General features: G+C 44.1%; 20 protein-coding genes. 6 read left to right on the forward strand and 14 right to left on the reverse strand.

What is annotated here, in order from left to right:
- Positions 1–11: 11 nt before the first annotated feature.
- From PBAL39_RS18860 to PBAL39_RS18870, 3 genes are all read right to left on the reverse strand, one after another.
- Positions 12–1,010, reverse strand: a complete 999-nt coding sequence (locus PBAL39_RS18860; protein ID WP_039867098.1) for an NAD(P)H-dependent glycerol-3-phosphate dehydrogenase — start codon at positions 1,008–1,010, stop codon at positions 12–14.
- A gap of 73 nt (positions 1,011–1,083) precedes the next feature.
- Positions 1,084–2,442: an efflux RND transporter periplasmic adaptor subunit gene (locus tag PBAL39_RS18865; RefSeq protein ID WP_008244484.1), complete on the reverse strand. Its 1,359-nt coding sequence runs from the start codon at positions 2,440–2,442 to the stop codon at positions 1,084–1,086.
- A 31-nt stretch (positions 2,443–2,473) separates the two neighbouring features.
- On the reverse strand, positions 2,474–3,847 hold the full coding sequence (locus tag PBAL39_RS18870; RefSeq protein ID WP_008244486.1) for a TolC family protein: 1,374 nt from the start codon (positions 3,845–3,847) through the stop codon (positions 2,474–2,476).
- Between the two features lie 86 nt (positions 3,848–3,933).
- Here PBAL39_RS18870 and PBAL39_RS18875 point away from each other — a divergent pair, with 86 nt between their 5' ends.
- Both PBAL39_RS18875 and PBAL39_RS18880 read left to right on the forward strand, forming a co-directional pair.
- Positions 3,934–4,551: a polysaccharide deacetylase family protein gene (locus PBAL39_RS18875; RefSeq protein WP_008244497.1), complete on the forward strand. Its 618-nt coding sequence runs from the start codon at positions 3,934–3,936 to the stop codon at positions 4,549–4,551.
- Between the two features lie 286 nt (positions 4,552–4,837).
- Entirely contained in the window at positions 4,838–7,114 is a 2,277-nt protein-coding gene (locus tag PBAL39_RS18880; RefSeq protein WP_008244498.1) for an aconitate hydratase, read from the forward strand.
- A 52-nt stretch (positions 7,115–7,166) separates the two neighbouring features.
- Here the strand turns inward: PBAL39_RS18880 and PBAL39_RS18885 are convergent, their stop codons facing one another.
- Genes PBAL39_RS18885 through PBAL39_RS18895 form a run of 3 tightly spaced genes read right to left on the reverse strand, consistent with a single transcriptional unit; the run spans position 7,167 to position 10,825 of the window.
- Entirely contained in the window at positions 7,167–7,589 is a 423-nt protein-coding gene (locus PBAL39_RS18885) for a DUF2007 domain-containing protein (RefSeq protein ID WP_008244500.1), read from the reverse strand.
- Between the two features lie 46 nt (positions 7,590–7,635).
- Positions 7,636–8,973: a GH1 family beta-glucosidase gene (locus PBAL39_RS18890; RefSeq protein ID WP_008244502.1), complete on the reverse strand. Its 1,338-nt coding sequence runs from the start codon at positions 8,971–8,973 to the stop codon at positions 7,636–7,638.
- 34 nt (positions 8,974–9,007) lie between these two features.
- Positions 9,008–10,825: a DNA mismatch repair protein MutS gene (locus tag PBAL39_RS18895; protein WP_008244504.1), complete on the reverse strand. Its 1,818-nt coding sequence runs from the start codon at positions 10,823–10,825 to the stop codon at positions 9,008–9,010.
- Between the two features lie 83 nt (positions 10,826–10,908).
- On the opposite strand from PBAL39_RS18895, the gene rlmH reads away from it, so the two are divergent.
- A complete protein-coding gene (gene rlmH / locus PBAL39_RS18900; protein ID WP_008244506.1) occupies positions 10,909–11,382 on the forward strand; it encodes a 23S rRNA (pseudouridine(1915)-N(3))-methyltransferase RlmH in 474 nt (157 codons plus the stop codon).
- Positions 11,383–11,707: 325 nt separating this feature from the next.
- Here the strand turns inward: rlmH and PBAL39_RS18905 are convergent, their stop codons facing one another.
- Both PBAL39_RS18905 and PBAL39_RS18910 read right to left on the reverse strand, forming a co-directional pair.
- Positions 11,708–12,247, reverse strand: coding sequence for a DUF5606 domain-containing protein (locus PBAL39_RS18905; RefSeq protein ID WP_008244510.1), 540 nt, complete (start codon positions 12,245–12,247; stop codon positions 11,708–11,710).
- 26 nt (positions 12,248–12,273) lie between these two features.
- On the reverse strand, positions 12,274–12,735 hold the full coding sequence (locus PBAL39_RS18910) for a peptidylprolyl isomerase (protein WP_008244512.1): 462 nt from the start codon (positions 12,733–12,735) through the stop codon (positions 12,274–12,276).
- A 119-nt stretch (positions 12,736–12,854) separates the two neighbouring features.
- Between PBAL39_RS18910 and PBAL39_RS18915 the strand changes: the two genes are divergently transcribed.
- Entirely contained in the window at positions 12,855–14,117 is a 1,263-nt protein-coding gene (locus PBAL39_RS18915; protein WP_008244517.1) for a hypothetical protein, read from the forward strand.
- 85 nt (positions 14,118–14,202) lie between these two features.
- On the opposite strand, the gene PBAL39_RS18920 is transcribed toward PBAL39_RS18915, so the two are convergent.
- From PBAL39_RS18920 to lpxK, 3 genes are read right to left on the reverse strand one after another with little or no spacing between them, the layout of a single operon-like run.
- Positions 14,203–16,212 carry a putative porin gene (locus PBAL39_RS18920; protein ID WP_008244519.1) on the reverse strand — a complete coding sequence of 670 codons (2,010 nt, stop codon included), beginning with the start codon at positions 16,210–16,212 and terminating at the stop codon, positions 14,203–14,205.
- Positions 16,212–17,027, reverse strand: a complete 816-nt coding sequence (locus PBAL39_RS18925) for a purine-nucleoside phosphorylase (RefSeq protein ID WP_008244521.1) — start codon at positions 17,025–17,027, stop codon at positions 16,212–16,214. The genes PBAL39_RS18920 and PBAL39_RS18925 overlap by 1 nt, the downstream gene beginning before the upstream one ends.
- Entirely contained in the window at positions 16,999–18,045 is a 1,047-nt protein-coding gene (lpxK, locus tag PBAL39_RS18930) for a tetraacyldisaccharide 4'-kinase (RefSeq protein WP_050784366.1), read from the reverse strand. Before lpxK ends, PBAL39_RS18925 begins: the two co-directional genes overlap by 29 nt.
- Positions 18,046–18,182: 137 nt before the next feature.
- Here lpxK and pruA point away from each other — a divergent pair, with 137 nt between their 5' ends.
- Positions 18,183–19,817 carry an L-glutamate gamma-semialdehyde dehydrogenase gene (gene pruA, locus PBAL39_RS18935; RefSeq protein WP_008244529.1) on the forward strand — a complete coding sequence of 545 codons (1,635 nt, stop codon included), beginning with the start codon at positions 18,183–18,185 and terminating at the stop codon, positions 19,815–19,817.
- Positions 19,818–19,948: 131 nt separating this feature from the next.
- Here pruA and can read toward each other — a convergent pair whose 3' ends face one another.
- The 3 genes from can to PBAL39_RS18950 all read right to left on the reverse strand — a co-directional run bounded on the left by can (position 19,949) and on the right by PBAL39_RS18950 (position 22,650).
- Positions 19,949–20,629, reverse strand: coding sequence for a carbonate dehydratase (gene can / locus PBAL39_RS18940; RefSeq protein WP_008244530.1), 681 nt, complete (start codon positions 20,627–20,629; stop codon positions 19,949–19,951).
- 5 nt (positions 20,630–20,634) lie between these two features.
- Positions 20,635–22,239, reverse strand: a complete 1,605-nt coding sequence (locus tag PBAL39_RS18945) for a SulP family inorganic anion transporter (RefSeq protein WP_008244531.1) — start codon at positions 22,237–22,239, stop codon at positions 20,635–20,637.
- Positions 22,240–22,308: 69 nt separating this feature from the next.
- A complete protein-coding gene (locus tag PBAL39_RS18950) occupies positions 22,309–22,650 on the reverse strand; it encodes a hypothetical protein (RefSeq protein WP_008244532.1) in 342 nt (113 codons plus the stop codon).
- A gap of 210 nt (positions 22,651–22,860) precedes the next feature.
- Here PBAL39_RS18950 and PBAL39_RS18955 point away from each other — a divergent pair, with 210 nt between their 5' ends.
- Positions 22,861–24,093, forward strand: a complete 1,233-nt coding sequence (locus PBAL39_RS18955; RefSeq protein WP_008244533.1) for a porin — start codon at positions 22,861–22,863, stop codon at positions 24,091–24,093.
- The last annotated feature ends 122 nt before the right edge of the window (positions 24,094–24,215 follow it).

A 24,215-nucleotide genomic window follows, 5' to 3' on the forward strand; every position in this document is an offset into this window, starting at 1 on the left:
ATCCGCTTTGTTTAAGTGAGTTGTTCTGTAAGCAGTCCCATTTCCTGAGCAGGAGCATGTCCTTCATAAAGAATGGCGTACACCGCACGACAGATGGGCATATCTACCTTATATTTTGTGTTGACGTGGTACATACATTTTGCGGCATAGTACCCTTCAGCAATCATATTCATTTCCAGCTGTGCAGATTTTACGGTATACCCCTTCCCGATCATGTTACCGAAAGTACGGTTACGGCTGAACTGGGAATAAGCCGTCACCAACAGGTCGCCAAGATAGGCCGACTCCTTGATGTCCCTTGAAATCGGATGGACGACCTCCACAAAACGTTTGATTTCACGAATGGCGTTGGAAATCAGTACCGCCTGGAAATTATCTCCATACCCCACACCATGGCATATGCCACTCGCCACGGCATAAATATTTTTCAATACCGCAGCATATTCTGTACCGAAAATATCATCAGACACATTAGCTTTGATGTATCTTGTACGGAGCAGACCCGCGAAGGCATCTGCAAGCGCAACATCTACGGAAGCAATGGTCAGGTAGGAAAGTTTTTCCAGCGCCACCTCCTCTGCATGACAAGGCCCGCTAATCACCAGGATATCTTCCAGGGGAACTTCGTATCTCAGGTTGAGAAATTCTCCGATAATCAGGTTTTCATCAGGGACAATACCTTTAATGGCTGAAACAATCTTCTTGCCTTTTAAATCTGCAGGTTGGATTTCCTTTAACGTTTCTTTCAGAAAAGCCGCGGGAACGTTCAGGATGAGGTAATCTGCCTGACGGATGACCTCCCGGATGTCACCGGAAATATGTTGTGAGGGAAGCCTGATCTCTATCGCACTCAGGTAGTTTGGATTATGTTTGTATTTCTGCAGGTGAATGATGGCAGCTTCATTGCGCATCCACCAATAGATTTCCTTGGAGCTGGTATTGTCTGAAAGCATTTTTATTATAGCAGTAGCCCAACTACCCCCACCAATCATTGCAACTTTAGGTATCATACAGTATAAAATAAAAAACCCGGTTAATGTTTTAACCGGGGCAATTTAGGTATTTTAATAAGATTGATAAAGTTTACTTTTTGTCGGGGTTGGCAAACAGCTGGTCTTTAGTCGTTTTCTCCACTTTCATTCCATCTTTCAGACGGTTCTGTATTGCGGAGTAAGGTCCTGTTACCACATCCTGACCAGCCTTAAGGCCTGTTTTAACAATAATAAACTGATCATCCTGAATACCGGTAGTTACCTCCACCTGTTTGACAGTACCATCGGCATTGAATACAAACACAAACTGTTTGACGGTTTTATCATTCAGCTTTGTCTTTTGTTTATCCTGATTGTCATCATTGGCAGGTTTGTCTTTGTCTTCCTCTTTTTTGTTTTTATCGCCGGTAAATACCGCCTGAATAGGAATAGACAACCCTTTTACCGACTCACTCTGAATATCCACTGTGGCAGACAAACCAGGTCTGAAAGGAGAGGGTAGGTCTTTGGCACCACCTTTAATATTTTCATAAGAATCTGCCAGGATGCGTACTTTTACAACGAAGTTCGTTACCTGGTCTACCGATGTGGTAGTGGTACCAATATCTTTTGAAGAGCTTGCAATTTCCGTGACAATACCTTTAAACTTTTTATCCGCAAAGGCATCCACTTCGATCACGGCACTATCGCCCACATTGACCCTGTTGATGTCGTTCTCATTCACATCTACATTTACCTCCATAGAAGAGAGGTTGGAAATCCTCATGATCTCGGTTCCGGCCATCTGTGCAGTACCCAGGATACGGTCGCCCAACTCCACAGACAATTTAGAAATCACCCCGTCCACAGGAGCGAAGATCGTTGCCTTAGCCAGGTTAGCGTTGGCTTCCTGAACATTGGCCCCCGACTGCTCCAGCATAAATTTCGAGCTGATGAGGTCCTCTTTGGATTTCGCAAGGTTTGTTTTTGCGGTAAGGTAGGCCGCTTTCGCTGCATCAAACTCTGAGGCAGAGATCACCTTTTTGCCGAAGAGCTCCACATTTCTTTTGTAGGTAGCTTCTGCATTGACAAAGTTGGCCTCATTCTGTCTAAGGATTTGCGTTGCCGAGGCCACCCCTGCTTTCTGAGAACTATAAGAAGCCACTGCACGGTCGTAACCAGACTTCAGTACGTCAGGGCGCACTTTACAGAGCAACTGCCCCTTTTTAACCACGTCTCCTTCTTTAACCAGAAGCTCTGTCACCTCACCTGATACCTCAGAGCTCAGTTTCACCTCCGTCTCCGGCTGGATCTTTCCACTTGCGGTAACGGTCTCGGTCACCTTCTTATCGGAAGCTTTTTCTACCGTCACCTTCTCAACTTTTTCTCCACCGATGACGCCTGTAAGCTTTCCAACGATCAAAAGTGCAATGATGACGCCGAGTGCAATTAATATGGGTTTTAGTTTCATTTGTTATTGTTTATAAATTTAGATCCAGAGATTAAAATACGATCTGCTTGCCCAGGTAATAATCAATCACCTTAGATCTGAAAAGCAGGTCATATTTGGCTTGGATCATGTCGATCTCTGCCTTGTTCATATTTGTTTGTGCGGTACTGTAATCCAATGAGTTTACCAATCCAACAGCGTAACGTTGCTCGATGACTTCAAAGGCATCTTTCTGGGCGATGTAGGTGTTAGTGGTGGAACGGAAACGGCTTTCTGCAGCCCTGAGGTCAGCTACCGCCTGATAAATGACTTTGTTCAGGTTGTTTTTGGCAAGTTGTTCATCCGTCTGGGTCTGCAGCAGGTTGATCCTTGCGCGCTTCACTCCTGCCCTGGCCTGCAGGCCATTGAAAAGAGGAATGCTCAAGTTAAGACCGATACTCTGGTTGAAACGTTCGTTCACCTGATCTGCAAAAGAACGTTGTGGAAACAACGCATTGTCATATCCAAAAATGTAAGAATAGGAAGAACCCAGGCCCGCGCTGAATGACAGTTTAGGATATAAACTTCCTTTAGCCACATCAACACCTTTTTTTGCGGCTGCAGTACGTAATGCCGCCAGTTTGATGTCTGGGAAGAGGTTCATGGCATCACCAAAGATCTGATCTGGGTTATACTTTACTGAAGGTGTTTTAAAGCTATCCAGCAAGGGCGCCTGAACTTCATATTTTGTTGCGGAGGGTACATCCATCAGCTGCGCCAGCGTAAGGTAAGAAATGGTGAGTGCATTATCAGCATCAGTTACACTAAGTTCTGCTGTAGCAAGCTGCGACTTTGCCTGTGATAAATCTGCGAGGGTTTTATTACCTACATCAAGCAATTGCTGTTCACGGTCAAGCTGTTGTTTCGCAACCGCCAACTGCTGGTTTGCAGCCCTTAGAAAATCTTTATTATATAAAATCTGCAAATAGGAGGTGATCACCTGCAGGATGAGGTCATTTTTAACTTTTTCAGTATTGGCCTTGCCGGCATCGAGTAAGATCTTATTTTGACGGATCTGATTTAACCTTGCCCATCCTTCAAATACAGGCACTCCGGAAGATAACGAACCAGATGTAGTTAATAACTTCTGGTTGATGATTTCAAATGTATTCTGATCCTGACTACGCCCAAAACTAATCCCAGAGCTGATGTTGCCATTCAATGTTGGCACCAGTGCAAGCTTAGACTGCGACAGGTCCACCTCTGCGAGACTTTCGCTGAACTGCGCCTGTTTCACCTGCAGGTTATTGTTCAAGGTTTTCTCAATAGCCTGTTCTATGGTAATGACTTCCTGCGCGTTGGAAGTGAGCGTAAATCCGGTGATGAGGGTTAATGATAAGACGAAGCTGAGCCTGGGTATAACATTAAAACTTTTAAAGTTTCTCATAATTTTTGTTTCACAATAATAATATAAACAACTAACTGATTTTGTAAATTTTCAGGTACACCAAGCGTATTTTACTACATTTGAACATGTACCTCATCAAATCTCCGTTTTTACTGAAATGGTATTACCCATCACTAACATGGAACAAAACCCGCGCTCAAAGCGTCATTTATTTAACCTTTGACGATGGACCTATACCTGATGTTACAGACTTTGTACTAAAAACTTTAAAAAGCTTTAGTGCGAAAGCCACCTTTTTTTGCATTGGCGATAACATTGTTAAACACCCTGATGTCTTCCGGAAACTGACCGATGAAGGACACCGCATCGGAAACCATACCTTCAACCATTTGAAGGGATGGAAAACGGACGATGAAGTATACCTTCAGAACTTCCGTAAGTGCCAGGAACTGACCAACACCAACCTATTCCGGCCACCATACGGCAGGATTAAAAAATCGCAGATCGCCAGCCTCCGCAAACAATATCCTGACCTTGAGATTGTCATGTGGGACGTGCTGAGCGGCGATTTTGACCAGGATCTTGCTCCTGAAAAATGTTACCAGAATGTCATCAAACATACGGGTAACGGTGCCATTGTAGTTTTTCACGACAGCTTAAAGGCCTTCGACCGACTGAAGTACACACTGCCCAGGGCACTGCAATACTTCCGGGACCAGGGTTATATATTCGGAACGCTTTAACGGACAATTGCTCCTTAGCGAGCTTCAGGCCAGAACAGCCGAAAGCTTAAATTCGTAATTTAAACCTCCGCTGCCGCATACCCGCTTTGCGGCTCCTGTCCGTAAGCGGACAATGCTGTTCAAAAACGATCAGCATCTAAAAATAAAATAAGAAAATAGTTGTGCATATTATTTAGAATATGTATAAATAATATAATGATATCCTGATGATCACCTGCGGCTGTTTTTTTTCGTAAATTCGCTACAAAATAATCAGAATAAATTACCCTTTTAACCCATATTATCAATGGCTTTTGATATAGAAATGATCAAAAAGGTGTATGCAAACTTTGGCCCCCGTGTAGAGGCGGCCCGTAAATTAGTAGGCAGACCTTTAACACTTTCAGAAAAAATACTTTACACCCACCTTTGGGATGGAAATACAAATACTTCTTATGTTAGAGGTACGGACTATGTAGATTTTGCTCCTGACCGTGTGGCCATGCAAGATGCTACTGCACAAATGGCTTTATTGCAATTTATGCAGGCTGGCAGACCTCAGGTTGCCGTTCCTTCTACCGTTCACTGTGATCACCTGATCACTGCAAAAAATGGTGCTGAAGTGGATTTACCTGCAGCAAACAAAGAAAGTAAAGAAGTTTTTGACTTCCTTGCTTCAGTATCCAATAAATATGGCATCGGTTTCTGGAAACCAGGTGCTGGTATCATTCACCAGGTGGTATTAGAGAACTATGCTTTCCCTGGCGGTATGATGATCGGTACAGACTCACACACGGTGAATGCCGGTGGTTTGGGTATGGTGGCGATCGGTGTTGGTGGTGCTGATGCCTGTGATGTAATGGCTGGTCTTCCATGGGAGCTTAAATTCCCTAAACTGATTGGTGTAAAATTAACAGGTAAACTAAACGGCTGGACATCAGCAAAAGACGTCATCCTGAAGGTTGCGGGTATCCTGACCGTAAAAGGTGGTACCGGTGCAATCGTGGAATATTTTGGTGATGGTGCAACCAGCATGAGCTGTACTGGTAAAGGTACCATCTGTAACATGGGTGCAGAGATTGGTGCGACGACGTCTACCTTCGGTTATGACGAAAGTATGGAGCGTTACCTGCGTGCTACCAACAGAGCTGATGTGGCTGATGCCGCCAATGCTGTTAAAGAACACCTTACCGGTGATGCTGAAGTGTATGCAGAGCCATTAAAATATTTTGATCAAGTGATTGAAATCGATCTTTCCGAGCTTGAGCCTTACCTGAATGGTCCTTTCACTCCGGATCTGGCTACGCCAATATCTAAAATGAAAGAAGTTGCTGCGGCCAACGGATGGCCAATGAAAATTGATGTTGGTCTGATCGGTTCTTGTACAAACTCTTCTTACGAAGACATTTCACGTGCGGTAAGTATTGCAAGACAGGTTGCTGAAAAAGGACTCACCTCGAAAGCTGAATATTGCATCAACCCGGGATCGGAGCAAATCCGTTACACCATCAACCGTGATGGCTTCCTGGATGTATTTGAGAAAATCGGCGCTAAAGTATTTACCAATGCCTGCGGCCCTTGTATCGGTATGTGGGACAGAGTTGGTGCTGAAAAGCAAGAGAAAAATACCATCGTACACTCTTTCAACAGGAACTTTGCTAAACGTGCGGATGGAAACCCGAATACATTTGCATTCGTAGGTTCTCCGGAGCTGGTTACAGCATTGGCCATTGCTGGAGACCTGAGCTTCAACCCGATTACAGATACCCTGACCAACGATAAAGGTGAACAGGTGAAATTGGATGAGCCTACAGGATACGAATTGCCAACAAATGGTTTTGCTGTGGAAGATGCGGGATATCAAAAACCTGCTGAAGATGGCAGCGGTGTGGAAGTGTTGGTTTCTCCAACTTCGCACAGGCTTCAACTGCTTGATCCATTCAAACCTTGGGAAGGTACAGACCTTAAAGGCCTGAGACTTCTGATCAAAGCAAAAGGAAAATGTACTACTGACCACATTTCTATGGCTGGCCCATGGTTGAAGTTCCGCGGTCACCTGGACAACATTTCCAACAACATGTTGATCGGTGCGGTAAACTTCTTCAACGATAAAACTGATAACGTTAAAAATGCATTAACCGGTGAATACGGTCCTGTTCCTGCAACACAACGTGCTTATAAAGCAGAAGACCTGGGTTCAATCGTTGTCGGCGATGAGAACTATGGTGAAGGATCCAGCCGCGAACATGCTGCAATGGAGCCTCGTCACCTTGGCGTTCGCGCGGTACTGGTAAAATCATTTGCCCGTATTCACGAGACTAACCTTAAGAAACAAGGTATGCTTGGTTTGACCTTCGCTGATAAAGACGATTACGAGAAGATCCTTGAGGATGACGTAATTGACATCAACGGACTGACAACCTTTGCTCCGAATGTTCCGTTAACGCTGGTATTAAACCATGCAGATGGCACAAGTGAAGAGATCAGCGTAAACCATAGCTACAATGCACAGCAGATTGAGTGGTTCAAAGCAGGTGGTGCACTAAACATCATCCGCAGAGAAGCAGCAGCAAAACTGGCATAAGCTGAAATGGCATATAGATTTTTAAACTCCCGGTTTGTCGCCGGGAGTTTTTTTATTTATCAAACTCGTGACTGCAGTTGAAACAATGTTGTGTTTTGTTGGCATAAAAAGGATATACTACAAGGAGCAGGGAAACAATGGTTGTCAGGATCCCAAAGCGATTTTTTGTAGCTTGTACATAACCGACATCCGTGGAACCGCATCGGGGGCAGCTGACTCCTGTATGTTGAGGTTCCTCTGCTGTATGTTGCTGGGGAATCTCCTCTTTCATTTCAAGTAGCGTCCTTGCAGCCTCAGCATCTTTCTCAAAAAGATGAAGTTTTACGCCCCCCAGGGCCTGGGTATACAAGGGGTTGATGGTTACCGTATTTTCATCAGACAGAAAACATTGAATGTCACTATCCAATAACCTGGCCTTGACGATGTTTGCCTCAATAGGGTTATAAAAGGTTTCAAAAACGATGATCTTGTCCATACTGATGTGATTTAGGCTTAAAGACATTAATATAGCAAAAAATGCGTCATTGACGAAGAAATTCCTGAAACCAGTATCCGGAATCTTTAATGGCACGCTGTTGTGTTTTGAAGTCATTGTACACCAATCCGAACCTGGCATTGAACCCTTCTGCCCACTCAAAGTTGTCCATCAATGTCCAGGCCATATACCCCGTAATATTTAGACCTTCCTGTTTTGCTTTTAACAAGGCTGACAAGTACAGCTGAAAGTATTGGATCCGCTCCTGGTCATGTACCTGGCCACCGATCAGTTTATCGTGGTAGGCAGCACCATTTTCGGAAATCATGAGGCTTTTTATTTTCGGGTACGCAGCAAACTGTTTGATGATGTGGTAGAAGCTGTCGGCATTAATTTCCCAGCCCATAGCCGTATGTGGTTTCTTTCGGCTTTTTGCTTTCACTTCCCAGGCCTGGATCACGGGGATGAAGGCGTTGTACTTGATGGTGAGGGGAAAATAGTTCTGAATGCCGATGAAGTCAAAATCGAAGCTGAGGCGCTCGGTATGTCGCCAGGTGGAATGTTGAATGGAAAACTTTTCCATGACCTCCCAGTCAGTCTGCGGATAGCCCATGCCTAAGGCAGGCTCCAGGAACAACCGGTTCATCAGACAATCGACACGCTGGGCGGCAAGGATATCGGACTCACTCTGGCTATAGGGAATGATTTCAGAACAGGAATAGCTGGTGCCAATATTGGCATTGTTCACCTCTGATCTGAGGATCCGCCCACCATCGCCCTGCGCAATTGCTGCATGGTGCACTGCAGAAAAGAAGTTCGTCAGGCCTGTTTTTCCCGGAGCATGAATTCCCAACATATAACCCAGCGAGGTGAAGCCAAAGGGCTCATTGAGCACAATCCAGTTTTTTACCTTGTCTCCGTAGGTTTTGGCGCATAGTGTAACGAATGCATTGAAGGCGCCATTGATCCCAAAGGCAACCCAGCCTCCTTCTTCCTCCAGTGCTTCAGGAAGATCCCAGTGGTAGAGCGTTACATAAGGGGTAATTCCCTGCGACAGACATTCATCAATCACCTCATGGTAAAAGCGGATCCCCTCGGGGTTAACAGCACCTTCACCATACGGCATCAGCCTTGGCCAGGAAATGGAAAACCGGAAAATAGAGAAGCCCAGGAGCTTCACCAATGCAATGTCAGCTTTATAGCTGTGGTAGAAGTCGCAGGTGATGTTGGGCTGATGCCCTTTCTTTATCTTTCCGGAGCGCTTAGAGAAAGTATCCCATATGGATGGGCCTTTACCATAACTATCCGCAGCGCCTTCAATCTGCGCAGCGGCCGTAGCTACGCCCCAATGAAAGTCAGGGCCGAAATCAGAGGCTTTTATCATAACAGCGGTTTATGAAAGCCAATATGAGCATATATTATGAACTTAATGTTAAGCCTATCTCTTTGAGCAACAGCGCTGCATTGAAAGTGGTGCATGGTCCGTGTTTCAGCTTGTAATCAAACTTCATCTCCCCCTCTGCAATCTGGATATCAAAATGATAGTTCCTCAGTTGTTCCGGATGATCTGCCTTCATTTCCGACAGCTGCAGGTCATGTGTGGCAAACAACGCTGGTGTATGTTGTTCCATCAGCTTTTCAATAAATACTTTGGATCCGAGGTACTTGTCTTTGCTATTGGTACCACGCAACATTTCATCGATCAGAACCAATGAATCCGGTTCGACAAGGATAGCATCCAGGATCATCTTGAGCCGGTTCAGCTCTGCCTTGAAGGTGGAGGTCTGGTCATTCAGCGAATCTTTAATACGCATATAGGACAGGAGCCTAAAAATGGAAACAGACATCTCTGATGCACATACAGGGGCTCCAGCAAAGGCAAGCACCATATTGATGCCTAGCGTGCGGAGGAAAGTGCTTTTTCCAGCCATATTGGAACCTGTGACCACGTCCACCGTCGGACTGTCCTGCAAATTGAAATCATTAGCTACTCTTTTTTCCTCAGGAATCAGGGGATGCCCCAGTGCTACTGCCTGACATTTGAACTGCGGCGCAATGACCGGCCAGGTCCATTCAGGTTCATTATGGGATAAAGTGGCCAATGAGATCAGTTCTTCAAAGCGGCCCACCCTGTCCAGTCCCTGCATTACTCCCTCGGAAGCCTGGTCATGCCAGTTGGCAAGGTTCACCGAGCAGCGCAGATCCCATAACAGAAAGACATTCAGAACACCGGCGAGCAGAAAATTCAATCTTGCGTCAAAAGCTTGGATAATCTTTGCAAGCTGCCTAATCTGAGCACTTACATTTTGCTCATTTGGAGTGGTGCCAAATAGCTTTATGATATAGGGGCTTTTCCAACTGATGTCTTCGGTCCATTTAATGGTGCCTGAGAAGGCATTCAATAGGTTGGAACTTCCGGTGAAACCGTAATAAACCTGATTGATGTGCTTCAGCTGACTTAAAGTAAGCATCACATTGGATAACGCTGCAAGACCAAACACCCGCCAGGTTAGTCCTCCGTAAATACAACCCAGCAAGAAAAGCCCCATCATCAGGAAAGGAACGACACGAATGTACAGCCTTAACAGTCCTTTTCTGGTAAATTTTAGCTGATCAGGGAGCTGATGCAGCAGTTTTTGCCTGATGATGCGCAACTGATCTGGTTGGTGATTTTGCAATGCAGCTCTAAAATGAAACGTTTGTGCGATATGGGATTCCAGTTCTTTCACAGCCTCCTGCCTTTGAGCGATGGTTTGCTGCTGGTTTGGAGTTCCCAGGTTTGCCGCCAGGGTATCCATCCCCAGTTGGGTATGACATCTGTTGATATAGCTATACAGAGATCCCGGACCATAGATGTCCAGGTCTGACGCATAGTGGTGCTGTTCATCTTCATATTGATGACCATCAGGATAATTATTTTTACGTTGAATGAGGTGGCAGATTTCATTTTGATAAACCCAAAGTAACTGTTCTGCATAATGAAGCGATTCCTGAACAGCAGTCTGACGCCTCACCAGCATCATAAACAAAAAAACCGGCAGTACCATCAGCACAACAATAGTGCTGGAGAAGCCCTGGCTGATCATCAGTGCAATCAAAAGGATCTCGGCAATGAAAAGGCCAAGACGGGAAAAAGCAATCTGATTGAGGCGTTTTTTCAGTGCAGCAATCTGCTGCTGTTGCTGGTCTGCATTATTTTGATAGTCATTTAGAAGGTGATCTTTTGTTTTTACCATTATCTTTGGATCTGCGAAATTGTTAAATATAGACAAAATAAGCCCCTGTTCGTTACAATAGCAGGCAAAAGCAATACAAAACAATGAAAATCACCTTACTTGTTGTAGGCAAAACCGAAGATAAATACCTCATTGAGGGCATAGAAAAGTACCTGAAAAGGTTAAAACATTATATCGGTTTTAACCTGTTAGTTATCCCTGATGTGAAGAATACCAAAAATCTGACTACAGACCAGCAGAAGAGCAAAGAGGCAGACCTGATCCTGAAACAACTGAACAATACGGATACCATAGTGCTTCTTGATGAGAAGGGAAAGAAATATACCTCTGTTCTTTTTTCAGATTACCTGAACAAACAGATGATTGGAAGTGTTCAACACCTGATGTTCATCATCGGAGGCCCCTATGGTTTTGATGAACGCATCTATGAGCGCGCAAATGGCAGCCTCTCACTTTCTGACATGACCTTTTCTCATCAGATGGTGCGGTTGTTTTTTGTGGAGCAATTGTACAGAGCATTCAGTATTTTAAAGGGGGAGCCTTACCACCACGAATAGTTGACCCAGATTATGGAAAATGACTTTCACTAACATCATTTTATAAAAAAGGAATATATCATGTTAATACCGAAGAGAGATTATAAATATAGGACAGATAAAAAAAAAGACCGCCTGAGTTACATCATCGCCATCATCATTTCCGTAGTGGCTTTTGTGTTGCTCTGGTTTTTTATCTAATGTCTGGCCTTTTTTAAAAGCAGAGGTTAGATGGTTAATATTTTACGAAAAAGCCGGAATTCGATGTGAGTTCCGGCTTTTTATATTATTTCCAGGCATACGTATCCGCATACTCTAGGGATCTACACTGGCTATAAAGCGTTAGTTAAACGCCTTTTTTACTGGTCATGTTTGCCTTTTTAGCTGGAGCAGTAGTTTTTGTTGTGGCCTTAGCATTCGCCGGTTTTGGCGTAGATTTCGGTTTTTTCTCAACTTTCTCTTCAGGTTTTACGGCCTCTCCTTCTGCAGCGGCTGCAGGGGCTTCTTCACTGAACAGAGGAAGATCCTTTAACAGATGATACCAGCTGATGATCTTTTTCATATCAGAAGTATAAACTTTCTCCTGATCGTGTCCCGGAGCCACTTCTAAAAAGAATGTCTTTAATACGTTCGCATCTGCTTTTGTATCAGGAACGTTTCCTTTAGCAGCAACCATGTTGGCAAAAACATCCAGCAGTTTCAGGTCATCATCTTCACCATACACGGTGATGTCTTCCAACGAAGCCAGCTTTGTAGTGGTAATATTGGCTACGATCTTGACCTTTTGAGCATCCAGGCTCTCCAGTACATATCCACCTTTATTTTGACCTACCAACTTAAACAATCCTGGTCTTCCAGATACTGCAACGATTCCTCTTAAATTCATATTTTGTGTTTTTGAGAAGTAAGAAATTAATCTTCAATTACTTCAATACTTAAAATCTTATCTCCTTGTTTGATATCATCTACGATGTCAACATTTTCAATTACTTTTCCAAAGCAAGTATGGTTTCTGTCCAGGTGAGCAGTATTGTCTCTGCTATGGCATACAAAGAATTGTGAACCGCCTGTATTTCTACCTGCATGCGCCATAGAAAGAACACCACGCTCATGGTATTGATTTTCGCCGGTTAACTCACAATCAATTTTATATCCCGGGCCTCCAGTACCTGCCAGGTGTGCTTTAGCAGGATCTTTAGAGTTAGGACATCCGCCCTGGATTACGAAGTTAGGGATCACCCTGTGGAAGGTCACTCCGTCATAAAAACCTTCATTCGCCAGTTTCTTAAAATTTGCAACGGTATTAGGCGCATCCTGATCATAGAACTGAACGGTCATATTGCCTTTATCTGTTTTTATTATTGCTTTGCTCATGATATTTTTTTGTAAATGCCAAATTTAGTAAAATGAAATGAATCCTGAATAGTAAATGATTCTAAAAAACGTTTTATAAGTAGGTGCAAAAAATTTACATTCGCATATACCTCATCAGCATGTCCTTAAAAAAAACATATTTCCTCCTCCTTCTGCTGTTCATCTGCGCAGGCGCCAGGGCTTCATCCATTCTGATTTACATGGACGAGGACCAGAAAAACCACCTCAAAGCCTACGGGATTGCCTATTGGGCGATCCAGCATCAGGCTGACGTCAGCTGGCTGCTCAACTACCGGGGAGGGAGCTTTCTGGTAAAGTACAACCAGGCGGTGGAAGAGGAATGCAAAACACGGGGGGTATCCTATCAGATGCTGGCAGATGGCAAAGTGACAGCCATCCTCAATGAGATCAGCGATCCGGAAGTGAATATGGAAATGGTGAAACTCGAAAAGTCCCCGAAGATTGCGGTGTACTCCCCAAAGAGCAAGCTGCCCTGGGATGATGCTGTCACCATGGTACTCACCTATGCAGAAATCCCTTATGATGTGGTATACGATGATGACGTACTGAAGAACAAGCTTTCTTCTTACGACTGGCTTCACCTTCATCATGAGGACTTCACCGGACAATACGGACGTTTCTGGAGTAATTTCCGCACAGCTACCTGGTATCGTGAGGATGTTAAAAATCAGGAAGCTACGGCAAAGAGAAATGGTTTCTCAAAAGTTTCTCAAATGAAACTTGCGGTGGCACTGCGCATCAAAGAGTTTTGTACCGGTGGGGGGTTTCTTTTTGCGATGTGCTCGGGGACAGACAGTTTTGACATTGCATTGAGTGCCGAAGGTGTAGACATCTGTGAAAGTATGTTTGACGGTGACAGTGCCGATCCTCAGGCGCAGGCGAAGCTGAACTTCAACAGGACCTTTGCCTTTAAAGATTTCCGATTGGACGTAAATCCCAATAACTATGAATTTTCAAATATCGATGTGACACAAACGCGGAGTCTGACCCAGACCAACGATTACTTCACCTTATTTGACTTTTCAGCGAAGTGGGACCTGGTGCCAACCATGCTGACCCAGAACCATGAGAAGGTCATCAAAGGGTTTATGGGTCAGACAACCGCCTTTAGAAAGTCGTTAGTCAAACCCAGCATCACGGTTCTTGGAGAAAATAAAGGAGCAGAGGAAGTGCGGTACCTGAATGGGGAGATTGGTAAAGGGCAATTTACCTTTTATGGCGGGCACGATCCAGAAGATTACCAGCATGCTGTCGGCGATCCCCCCACAGACCTTAATCTGCATCCAAACTCACCTGGCTACCGGTTGATCCTGAACAATGTATTGTTCCCGGCGGCAAAAAAGAAACCCCAGAAAACTTAGTTCTGAGGTCAGCTCAGTAATATAAATCAGCCCGATCAGATAAAATTGAATAATTAGGTTTCAATGCGATGGGTAAACACCTTGACTAGTCGTAAAAATTCCAACTTACCCCAAACTTGATAAGTACCCTGTTGGCCATCGGATAACGGTCTACGGTATAGTACCCTTTGGACAGCAACCCTTGGTTGGCATAATCTGTTTTCACAAAGATATTGGCCTTTCTCAAACTTGCTTTCACAAAGAAATCAAGGATTGGTGTAGATTCGAAAGTAACATCTTTTGCTCCATTATAAAACTGACCGGCTCCAGGAGAGTAAGAATAGGCCGTATACTCCGTGTTATACCGGAGGTCAAATCCAATGTTTGTTTTCAACACCTTGAAAAAAGTCTGATCCAGGTAGATGCTGGCAAAGGCATATAATTCCGGGGTACGGAGGATATTCGGATTGTCTGTTTTTTGATAAACACCAAAGGTACTCAGGCTGAACTTACCAAAGTTAAAGCGTTTCCCAAGCGTAATCTTCAGCATGTTCATGGCGCCACTTTGCGCCGGAGCGATAGCCAGCGAGTCCGCATTTGTCCCTCCTACCTGATTAAAATACAAATATTTGTCGATCAGAAAATACTCGGCACCAGCTTCCAGTCCAAGTTTATCATTCAGATATCTGAAAGACAAGTTGATGGTCTTGGTCCGGTCAAAATTTTCCGTCCATCGGTAATGGTTGCCAAAGTAGCGGATGTAGATTTCTTCAGGGGACTTGTTCTGGAAGTACCCACCAAGAATTACCCTGCCTACAGAGTTGCTCAGCAGGACATTGCTTTTGGCCTCATACATAAAATCACCAATGTTCCTGCCCTGAACAATTTGCTGCAGGTCTACATTAAGATCTATCCGGTTACTGAACCGGTATCCAGCATTTCCTAAAAGCGTCACATTCTGAAAAGTAGCATTGTAGTCATAATATGAGCTTTTATCCTTATAAAACAACCCTTGCATGTATTTATAAAAATCGTGTCTGATGCCTGCATCCAGCTTCAACTCATTTTTGATGATAGAAGTAGACTTGGCACGCAGGAAGAAGCTGTAAATAAACTCATTCTGCACATTGGTATAACGTGTACTGTCGTTGGTAAAGACCCCGTCTGCAAGTCCCGTTGGCAACACGGTATGATCGTCAGTTTCGTCTTTTTGAAAAGCAAAGGAATTGACATCATATTTGAAGGTATAGGTGATCTTATTGGTCGGCAGAATTTTATCCGTAATCTCTTGCGCAACGCTGTCAATGCGTCCCACAAAATAACTCTGCCGTATAAAGAAGGAGTTTTTGCGCCAGATCTGACGTGAATTGTTTAGTCTGACATTCTCCGCCATTGGTGTAACAGCCCTTCCTGCGGAACTGAAAATGGTATCATTGACCAATGAGCCGTTTTCATTGGCCTTCAACGTATTGAAAAGTCCGTTGATCCAAAGATTATATCTTTTGTTTGGCGACTGGTACCAGTTGAATATCGCTGCATTCAGGTGATCTCCACGCTGTCTGGTATAATAACCATTTGCGCCAATACGGTTATAGTTGGCCCCAATATTCCAGTTTGGCTTGATGTTCTGCGAGTGCGTGACCTTAAATACTTGTTCAGTTTCACCCACTGAAACATAATACAGATTGGTAAAAGGCGTCCTTGCCTGGTAATATTTGATGTCATCATGGGTCATGGCATAATAATCCAGCGAGTGAAACCCTGCATCAAAACCGATCGTTTTAAGGGGTTGAAAAAGCAAAGGCATTGCTGCCAGTCCGAGATTCCCCGTATTGATGGTCGGGTTGCGGGGCTGTGCAATGACGCTAAAGTTATGAAACCCATTGAGACTGGTATCCAGTCCCAATGTCTGAATGCTATCCTTCGTCAGTTTAAGCGTTGTATAACGCACATATTTAGAAGTAAAAATAACAGAATCTTTCTCCCCTTCTTCTCTTTTACGCAGGGAGTCCAACAATTTGTTGTCATTCACAGACGTCTTCAGATCCTGAGCAAAAAGTTGCCCGGCACAAAGTGTGACGAAGCAAAAAACAAAAAGGCAAATGCTTTTATACATTATAAAGTCGGGATTAAAAGGCTCAATATTTTTGTCATTTTGGGTTCAGCAATCCTGGCTGTTTCTAAAATTTCTTCAAGACTAACCCGCTGCAGCAATTCAGGGAAGCCTTCATCCGTCAATACAGAAATGGCAAAAACCGGAATTCCCATGTGCGTTGCTACGATCACCTCCGGCACAGTACTCATTCCTACGGCATCGCCACCGATGATACGAAGGTAGTTGTACTCCGCCTTGGTTTCCAAATTGGGCCCAGGTACGGCAATATAAACGCCCTTATGACAACAAATGTTATTCTCGGATGCTATATTCAAAGCTTTTTCAATGAGATTTCGTTGGTAAGGTTCGCTCATATCAGGAAACCGTGGTCCCATATCGGGATCATTCTTTCCCCGCAGCGGACTTTCGGGCTGAAGGTTGATGTGGTCACTGATCACCATCAAGTCACCTTTTTTAAATTCCGGGTTCAAAGAACCCGCAGCATTCGATACGAGAAGATGGCGGATGCCGAGTGCCTTCATCACACGAATCGGAAAAGTAATCTCCTGCATGGAATAACCTTCGTAATAATGCAGGCGCCCTTGCATGGCAACGACTTTCTTCCCACTCAGCACACCAAAGATGAGCTTACCCGAATGGAATTCAAGAGTGGATACAGCAAAATTAGGAATATCTGCATAGCTCAGCTCAGCAAGGATTTCAATATCCTCCACCAAAGCTCCAAGACCTGTTCCCAAAACAATGCCTGTATCGGGTTTGAAATGATTGGTTTTATCCAGAATATAACTAACGGTCTCTTGTATGGCTTGCAACATAGTCTAAAATCTTTCGGTCAAATGAATCTTTATCTTCCTGATGAACATCTATCCTGACAGGTAAATAAAAGATGGGTAAATTTAGCAGTATTTCTTTGAATGCACCACCTAATAAACGTTGCGCATCCTTTTCTGTTGTCAACAGCAGTTTTTCCAGAGCAGTTTCTTTATGATAAGCCTCAACAAATGCCTCAACGTCTTTTTCTTTAAACTGATAGTGATCGGGATAGTCATGATGAATGACCTGACTAGTGTGTTTTTTCAGTTCGGTAAGCAAGGGTCTTGGATTGGCTATGCCGGTAATCAGAAAAACAACCGTCGATGGATTGATTTGCTGCTGCCCTGCCCCAAACAGTGGCACCAACTGCTGATAGGCTAGGGAGGAAAAGCTAACCTCATGGTCCTTATCAAAATGAGACAGGCATTTGTTTCTTTCATACTTACTGATCACTGAGGGTGCCTTGGTCACCAGGATTGCATCTGCCCGTCTGTATCCCCTGAAGGATTCTCTCAGGTTTCCTGCAGGCAGCAAAAACTGCGGGCGCAACAACTGTGAAAATTCAAATAAAAGGATGTACATCCCTGCCCTGATCCGTCGGTGTTGGTAAGCATCGTCTAGAATGATCAGGTCATGCTGATCTTTTAACAGGGACACCCCCCTCACGCGGTCCTCACATACAGCCACAGTAACGTCAGGAAATTTCCGGTAAAATTGCATCGGTTCATCACCGATATGACTTGCAGTAGCATGTTCATCTGCAAGGATAAATCCCTTGGTTTTTCGCCCGTAACCGCGACTGAGTATCGCAATTTTGTAGCCGGACAGCAGCCTGATCAGGTACTCAGTTGAAGGACTCTTTCCTGAGCCGCCAACTACCAGGTTGCCCACGCAGATCACCGGCAGCGCAAATGCTGTGGATTTAAAAACACCAGTATCATACAGCAGGTTTCTCAGTAGAACAACCAAACCATATACCAAGGAAAAGGGCCATAACAGAAGCCTAAGAGATCTCATCATGCGTAGCCTCAAAAATAAGAATTAAACTGCGCATTCTAAGCGGTCATTCGAGAATCAAATTCAACAGCTCATCTGATTCCGGGTAACCATTAAAAGCAATTATATCCCTATCTTTGCGCAAACAATATTTTTATACCATGCTTAAAGGATTTTTTAACGTACCCACTCCAGTTAACGAGCCTATTTTGGGCTACGCTCCCGGAAGTAAAGAACGTGAACTTTTAAAGGCCGCTATAGCCGATGCCCGCGCTGAAAAAATTGACATCCCAATGTACATCGGCGGAAAGGAAGTGCATACTGATCAAAAAGGAAAAGTAACACCTCCACATGATCATCAACACCTGCTTGCTGAATACAGCAAAGGAAATAAGGATCACGTTACTCAGGCTATTGATGCTGCCCTGGCAGCAAAAGGCAGCTGGGAAAACCTTTCCTGGGAACACCGCGCAGCGATCTTCCTGAAAGCGGCAGACCTTATTGCTGGTCCTTATCGTTATAAATTAAATGCAGCAACCATGCTCGGCCAGTCGAAAAATGCCTATCAGGCAGAAATAGACTCCGCATGTGAGCTGATCGACTTCCTGCGTTTCAACGTAAGTTATATGTCTGATATCTACAAACAACAGCCTCCGGTATCTCCTAAAGGAAGCTGGAACAGAGTAGAACAGCGTCCACTGGAAGGTTTTGTTTTTGCGCTTACTCCTTTCAACTTTACTGCTATTGCCGGAAATCTGCCTACTTCAGTTGCCATGATGGGTAATGTGGTGGTGTGGAAACCTGCAAATACGCAGATCTACGCAGCGAATGTACTGATGCAAATCTTCAGAGAAGCCGGTCTTCCTGATGGGGTCATCAACCTTGTGTATGTTTCCGGACCGGATGCCGGGGAGGTGATCTTCAATCACGCTGACTTCGCCGGAATTCACTTTACAGGTTCTACAGGTGTTTTTCAGGACATCTGGAAAACAATCGGTACCAACATCCATAAGTATAAAACTTACCCTCGCATTGTAGGGGAAACGGGTGGTAAAGACTTTATCCTCGTACATGGTTCTGCAGAAGCAGAAGCGTCGAGCACAGCAATCATCCGTGGTGCCTTTGAATACCAGGGACAGAAATGCTCTGCTGCATCCCGTGTTTACGTAGCTAAAAGCATCTGGCCTAAGGTAAAAGAATTTATGCTCCGCGATATCGCAACCTTCAAAATGGGTGGAACTGAAGACTTTAGCAATTTTATCAATGCTGTAATCGATGAAAACTCATTCAATAAACTGACAAAGTTCATCGATGAAGCCAAACAGGACGCTTCTGTAGAGGTAATCACAGGCGGAAATTACGATAAGTCTAAAGGTTATTTTATCGAGCCTACAGTTCTTGTTGTACAGGACCCTAATTATGTAACCATGTCTGAAGAACTTTTCGGACCGGTACTGACACTATTTGTTTATGATGATGAAAAGTTCGATGATATCCTTGACACGGTCGACAGCACTTCTATCTATGCTCTGACTGGTGCTGTGATTGCTCAGGACCGTTATGCTATTGAAAAAGCAACTCAACGTCTTAGAAATGCTGCAGGTAACTTCTACATAAATGATAAATGTACCGGAGCGGTGGTTGGTCAGCAACCTTTTGGTGGCGCCAGAGGCTCCGGCACGAACGATAAGGCTGGATCAATGATCAACTTACTGCGTTGGGTATCTCCGCGTACCATCAAGGAAAGCTTTGATCCGCCAAAAGACTACCGCTACCCTTTTCTGGCTAACGACTAGTCGTATCGTTTGACATTTGCGGCAAAATGCCGCAGGTAAATCATAAAAAAAACTCCCGTTAGATATATTTAACGGGAGTTTTTTTATTTAAGAACGACGTATTCAATCGGGATTTGAATACGTCCTGATCATCAGGCTTTTTTTGCCGACTCCGCAATCCGGAATACGTTGGCCATATGATCGTTAGAATTGCAAGTCACTCCAAGATCGGTAATGAAACCAGTCTCCAGACTATAAGCCCAGCCATGAAGGCTCAGCGTTTTTCCATTTGACCACCTGTTCTGAACAATAGAGGTTTTTGTTAAATTAAAAACACCCTCGATGACATTCAGCTCCACCAGACGCTCGGTTCTCTTTTTAGGATCGGAGATGATGTCCAGTTCGTGGTAGTGTAACCTGTAAGTATCCTTAATATTTCTTAGCCAGTTGTCAATGATACCAAACTGTTTGTTACTCATCGCTGCCTGTACACCGCCACAGCCATAATGTCCACACACAATGACATGCTCTACCTCAAGTACATTAACCGCATAATCCAATACACTCAGCATATTCATATCAGTATGCACAACCACATTGGCAATGTTACGGTGAACAAATATGTCTCCGGGATTGGTATTGGTGATCTGGTTGGCCGGCACACGGCTATCGGAACATCCAATCCACAATACAGGAGGTTTCTGCCCTGCGGACAGACGGTCAAAAAACGAAGGATCCTCCTGTAAGGTGGCGGCAACCCAGTCTTTATTTCCTTGTAATAGACTTTCGTATGTAATATGTTGTGAATCTGTTTTTTCTAATTTTGCGCACATAATAATTATTTATTAATTTCTTCTATAGCCTTACTGTCGATCCTCTCAACAATGTAATGTTTTTTAATATGCTCTAAAGTTACAATTATCCCCTTGGTATAGGCGTTGTGCTTATAATTGAATATGGTCTCCAATACATCGGGGTCTATATATCTTGAGTTTGATCCGTCAATCACCACATTGGTCTCTTTAGGGATATTTGTTAAAAGCACCTGAATTGAAGCCTTATTCAAGAATGAAACCTCTTCGGCCAGCTTAATTCTGATGTTCTTTTTATCCCCTTCTTCCTGAATCCGGTAGAAAAAGGGATTCCGCATATTGGTCCTCAGCAAATAAAATACAGAAAGTAGCATTCCCACCGCAACTCCCTTGAGCAGGTCGGTCAACAGAACTGCAATTATCGTGACCACGAACGGAACGAACTGGTCCCAGCCTTTATGATACATGTGCTGAAACAATCCAATCCTTGTCAGCTTATAACCAGTTACCAACAAAATTGCCGCCAGACAGGCCAGTGGAATCATGTTGATGATCCCTGGAATAAACAACAGTGAAAGCAACAACCAGACACCATGGAAAATGGCCGACATCTTTGTTCTCCCACCGGCATTGACATTGGCAGAGCTACGTACAATCACTGAAGTGAGTGGCAAGCCGCCAACCAAACCGCTGGTCATATTTCCAATACCTTGTGCTATCAGCTCCCTGTTTGTTGGCGATACGCGTTTGATCGGATCAATCTTATCTATCGCCTCAATACTCAATAGAGTCTCCAGACTGGCCACAATAGCAATGGTGCCTGCCACAACCCATACCTTAGAGTTGGATATCTGACTGAAATCCGGGGCTGCAAACAGAGCAGTAAATTCCGACCAGCCTCCTACAACTGGAATTTTCACCATATGATCTGCACTTAACGCAAATCCAGTCCCCTGAAAAACAAAGGCAAGCCCAATGCCAAGTACAACCACTACCAGAGGTGCGGGTACAGCATTAATCTTCTTAAGCTTAGGCCACAAAATCAGAATACCAATGGACAGCAGGCTAATCACAATAGCAGCCAGATTAAGGTGCCCCAGGGCAGTGCCTATCGCAGAGAAGGTGTTCTCATTATCTTTCTGAAAGAAACTCTCATCACCAAAGAAATCTGAATCTACGCCCAAAGCGTGGGGTGTCTGCTTCAGGATCAATGTGAGCCCGATCGCTGCAAGCATGCCTTCAATGACACTGGAAGGAAAATAGTTACCAATCATCCCCCCTTTTAATAAGCCCAGGATCAGCTGAATGGCTCCCGCCAGCACTACTGCCAGTAAGAAGGTTTCATAAGCTCCAAGGGAGGTAATGGCCCCTAGTACAATAGCGGTCAATCCCGCCGCAGGACCACTCACGCTCAATTGAGATCCGCTTACACTCGCTACCACTATCCCCCCCACAATACCGGTCACCAGACCAGCAAACAAGGGAGCTCCTGATGCCAGCGCGATTCCCAGACACAACGGTAGCGCAACAAGGAATACCACCAGACTGGCCGGCAAATCCCGTTTCAAGTTCTTTTTTAATATATATTTCTTGACTTCAAATCTTGAAAAGACTGAATTTCCATTTTGCATAAAACAACGTTTTAATTTCACTAACCTACTACATAACAGGCACCCCCCTTTTAAGGAGCATGCGGAATGTTAGCAAAAGTTAGGAGGCGGGGTCGGAACTGTAGGATGGAAAGGATCTACATACCGCCGGAAATGATCGATGAAACTATTGCTGATGCCAAATTGACTCAAAACCGCTGTAAAACTATAGGCATAGTAAAAGTCGATCATCTTGTATTCAACAAGCTTCACTTTGGCCTTGCCACAGTCGCCGTCGGCACTGTGCTCCACCTCGATCTGCATGATGACAGAATTCATGATGTTCTTATCAATATGAGCGAAAAATACAGGTGCACCAGAAATCATCATCTTCGCGCAGAAAAGCCCGAGGAAGGTGACAATGATATACAGCTTGTATTTTCTCAAGAACATGTCTTATACTGAAATTGATTTCTAATGAGATTCTAATATTCCAAAAATAACTCCAAAAGGACTGTATTAGCAAATAATGGTGTAATAAAAATGTAATTTAGTGATTATCATCATTGGTTAAAAGGCTTTTATAAAATAAAAGTAGGTTTGTGCAACTGAAAAACTGATACTTTAAATGTAATTTTGGCACCTGATTTACTACCTCAATACATGAGAAAACTACTATTCTTTACGTTATTGCTCCCATTTCCTTTATTCGCCCAAAATAATAATGCCCCGTCATCATATGACCTTCATGACATCAAAATCACGGGTTATTTGCAGACACAATACCAGAAGGCAGGAGCTGAAGGGATCAATTCATTCTCAGGCGGTAATTTTGACAAGAATTCCAGTGACAGATTCATGATCCGGCGCGGCAGGCTAAAAATTGACCGCGCAGATAAGTTCTCCAGCATCGTATTCCAGATTGATGCGACTCAAAATGGCGTGAACCTCATGGATGCTTTCATCCAGTTTCACCCTGAAGAGACAAAGGCCATTCTTTTTACCGCAGGCCTATTTAACCGTCCTTTTGGCCACTCTATTGTTTATTCCTCGGGATACCGCGACTTTCCTGAGCGTGCCCGCGTATTTCAAACCCTGATGCCCAGGGAACGCGATATCGGTGCCATGGTCACCGTTAGACCGGAAAAGAAATTTCACTTCCTTACTGCCGAAATCGCGATGATTAATGGTAGTGGATATAATGCCAGGGACTACGATTCCAGAAAAGATATCGTGGGTAACCTCGGTTTTAAATTTGATAGCCTCGCCAACAAGAAGTTGCACATCGGCTTCGGCGCATCTATATACAAGGGTAAAGTGCGCAGCAATACGGATACCTACTATCGGAACAATGGCGCTGGATTTACTGCAGATACAGACTCCGGTCATGTGAACGGATATGTGAGCCGCGATTATTACGGTGCTAATCTGCAGTTACAATATGACAATACCTTTGGCACATCTTCTTTCAAAGCAGAATATATCACTGGAAAGCAGCCCGGTGTAGCAGCCTCTGCCTCACTCGCAGGCCCTCTGGCCAGTCAGAGTTTTTCTGTGCAGCCCACTACAGACCTTTACCTCCGGGAGTTTTCAGCCTACTACCTTTGGCTTACACAGCAAATTGCAAAATCCCGATTTACAGCACTATTGGCTTATGACATGTATGACCCCAATGATAAAGTAAAAGGTGCCGATATCGGCACCCCAAATAGCAATACTTCTGCAGGGGACATTAAATTCACCACCCTGGGGTATGGTATGACTTACCTGATCAACACACGTCTGAAATTAACTTTATATAATGAGCATGTAGTAAATGATCGTACCAGCCTTCCAGGCTATCTGGACGACATCAAGGATGATGTGTTCACCGCAAGGCTACAGTATCGTTGGTAAATAGCTGTAGTGCTAAGTGGAATGTGAATTTGTCATCATCCGGTTACAACTCAACAATTACCTTGGTGCTTAAACCTTAGTTTTTATATTTGTTTATACCTCAAATCATTTGACTAATTTTA

Origin of the sequence: Pedobacter sp. BAL39, assembly GCF_000170795.1 — a bacterium.
Classification (GTDB): Bacteria; Bacteroidota; Bacteroidia; order Sphingobacteriales; family Sphingobacteriaceae; genus Pedobacter.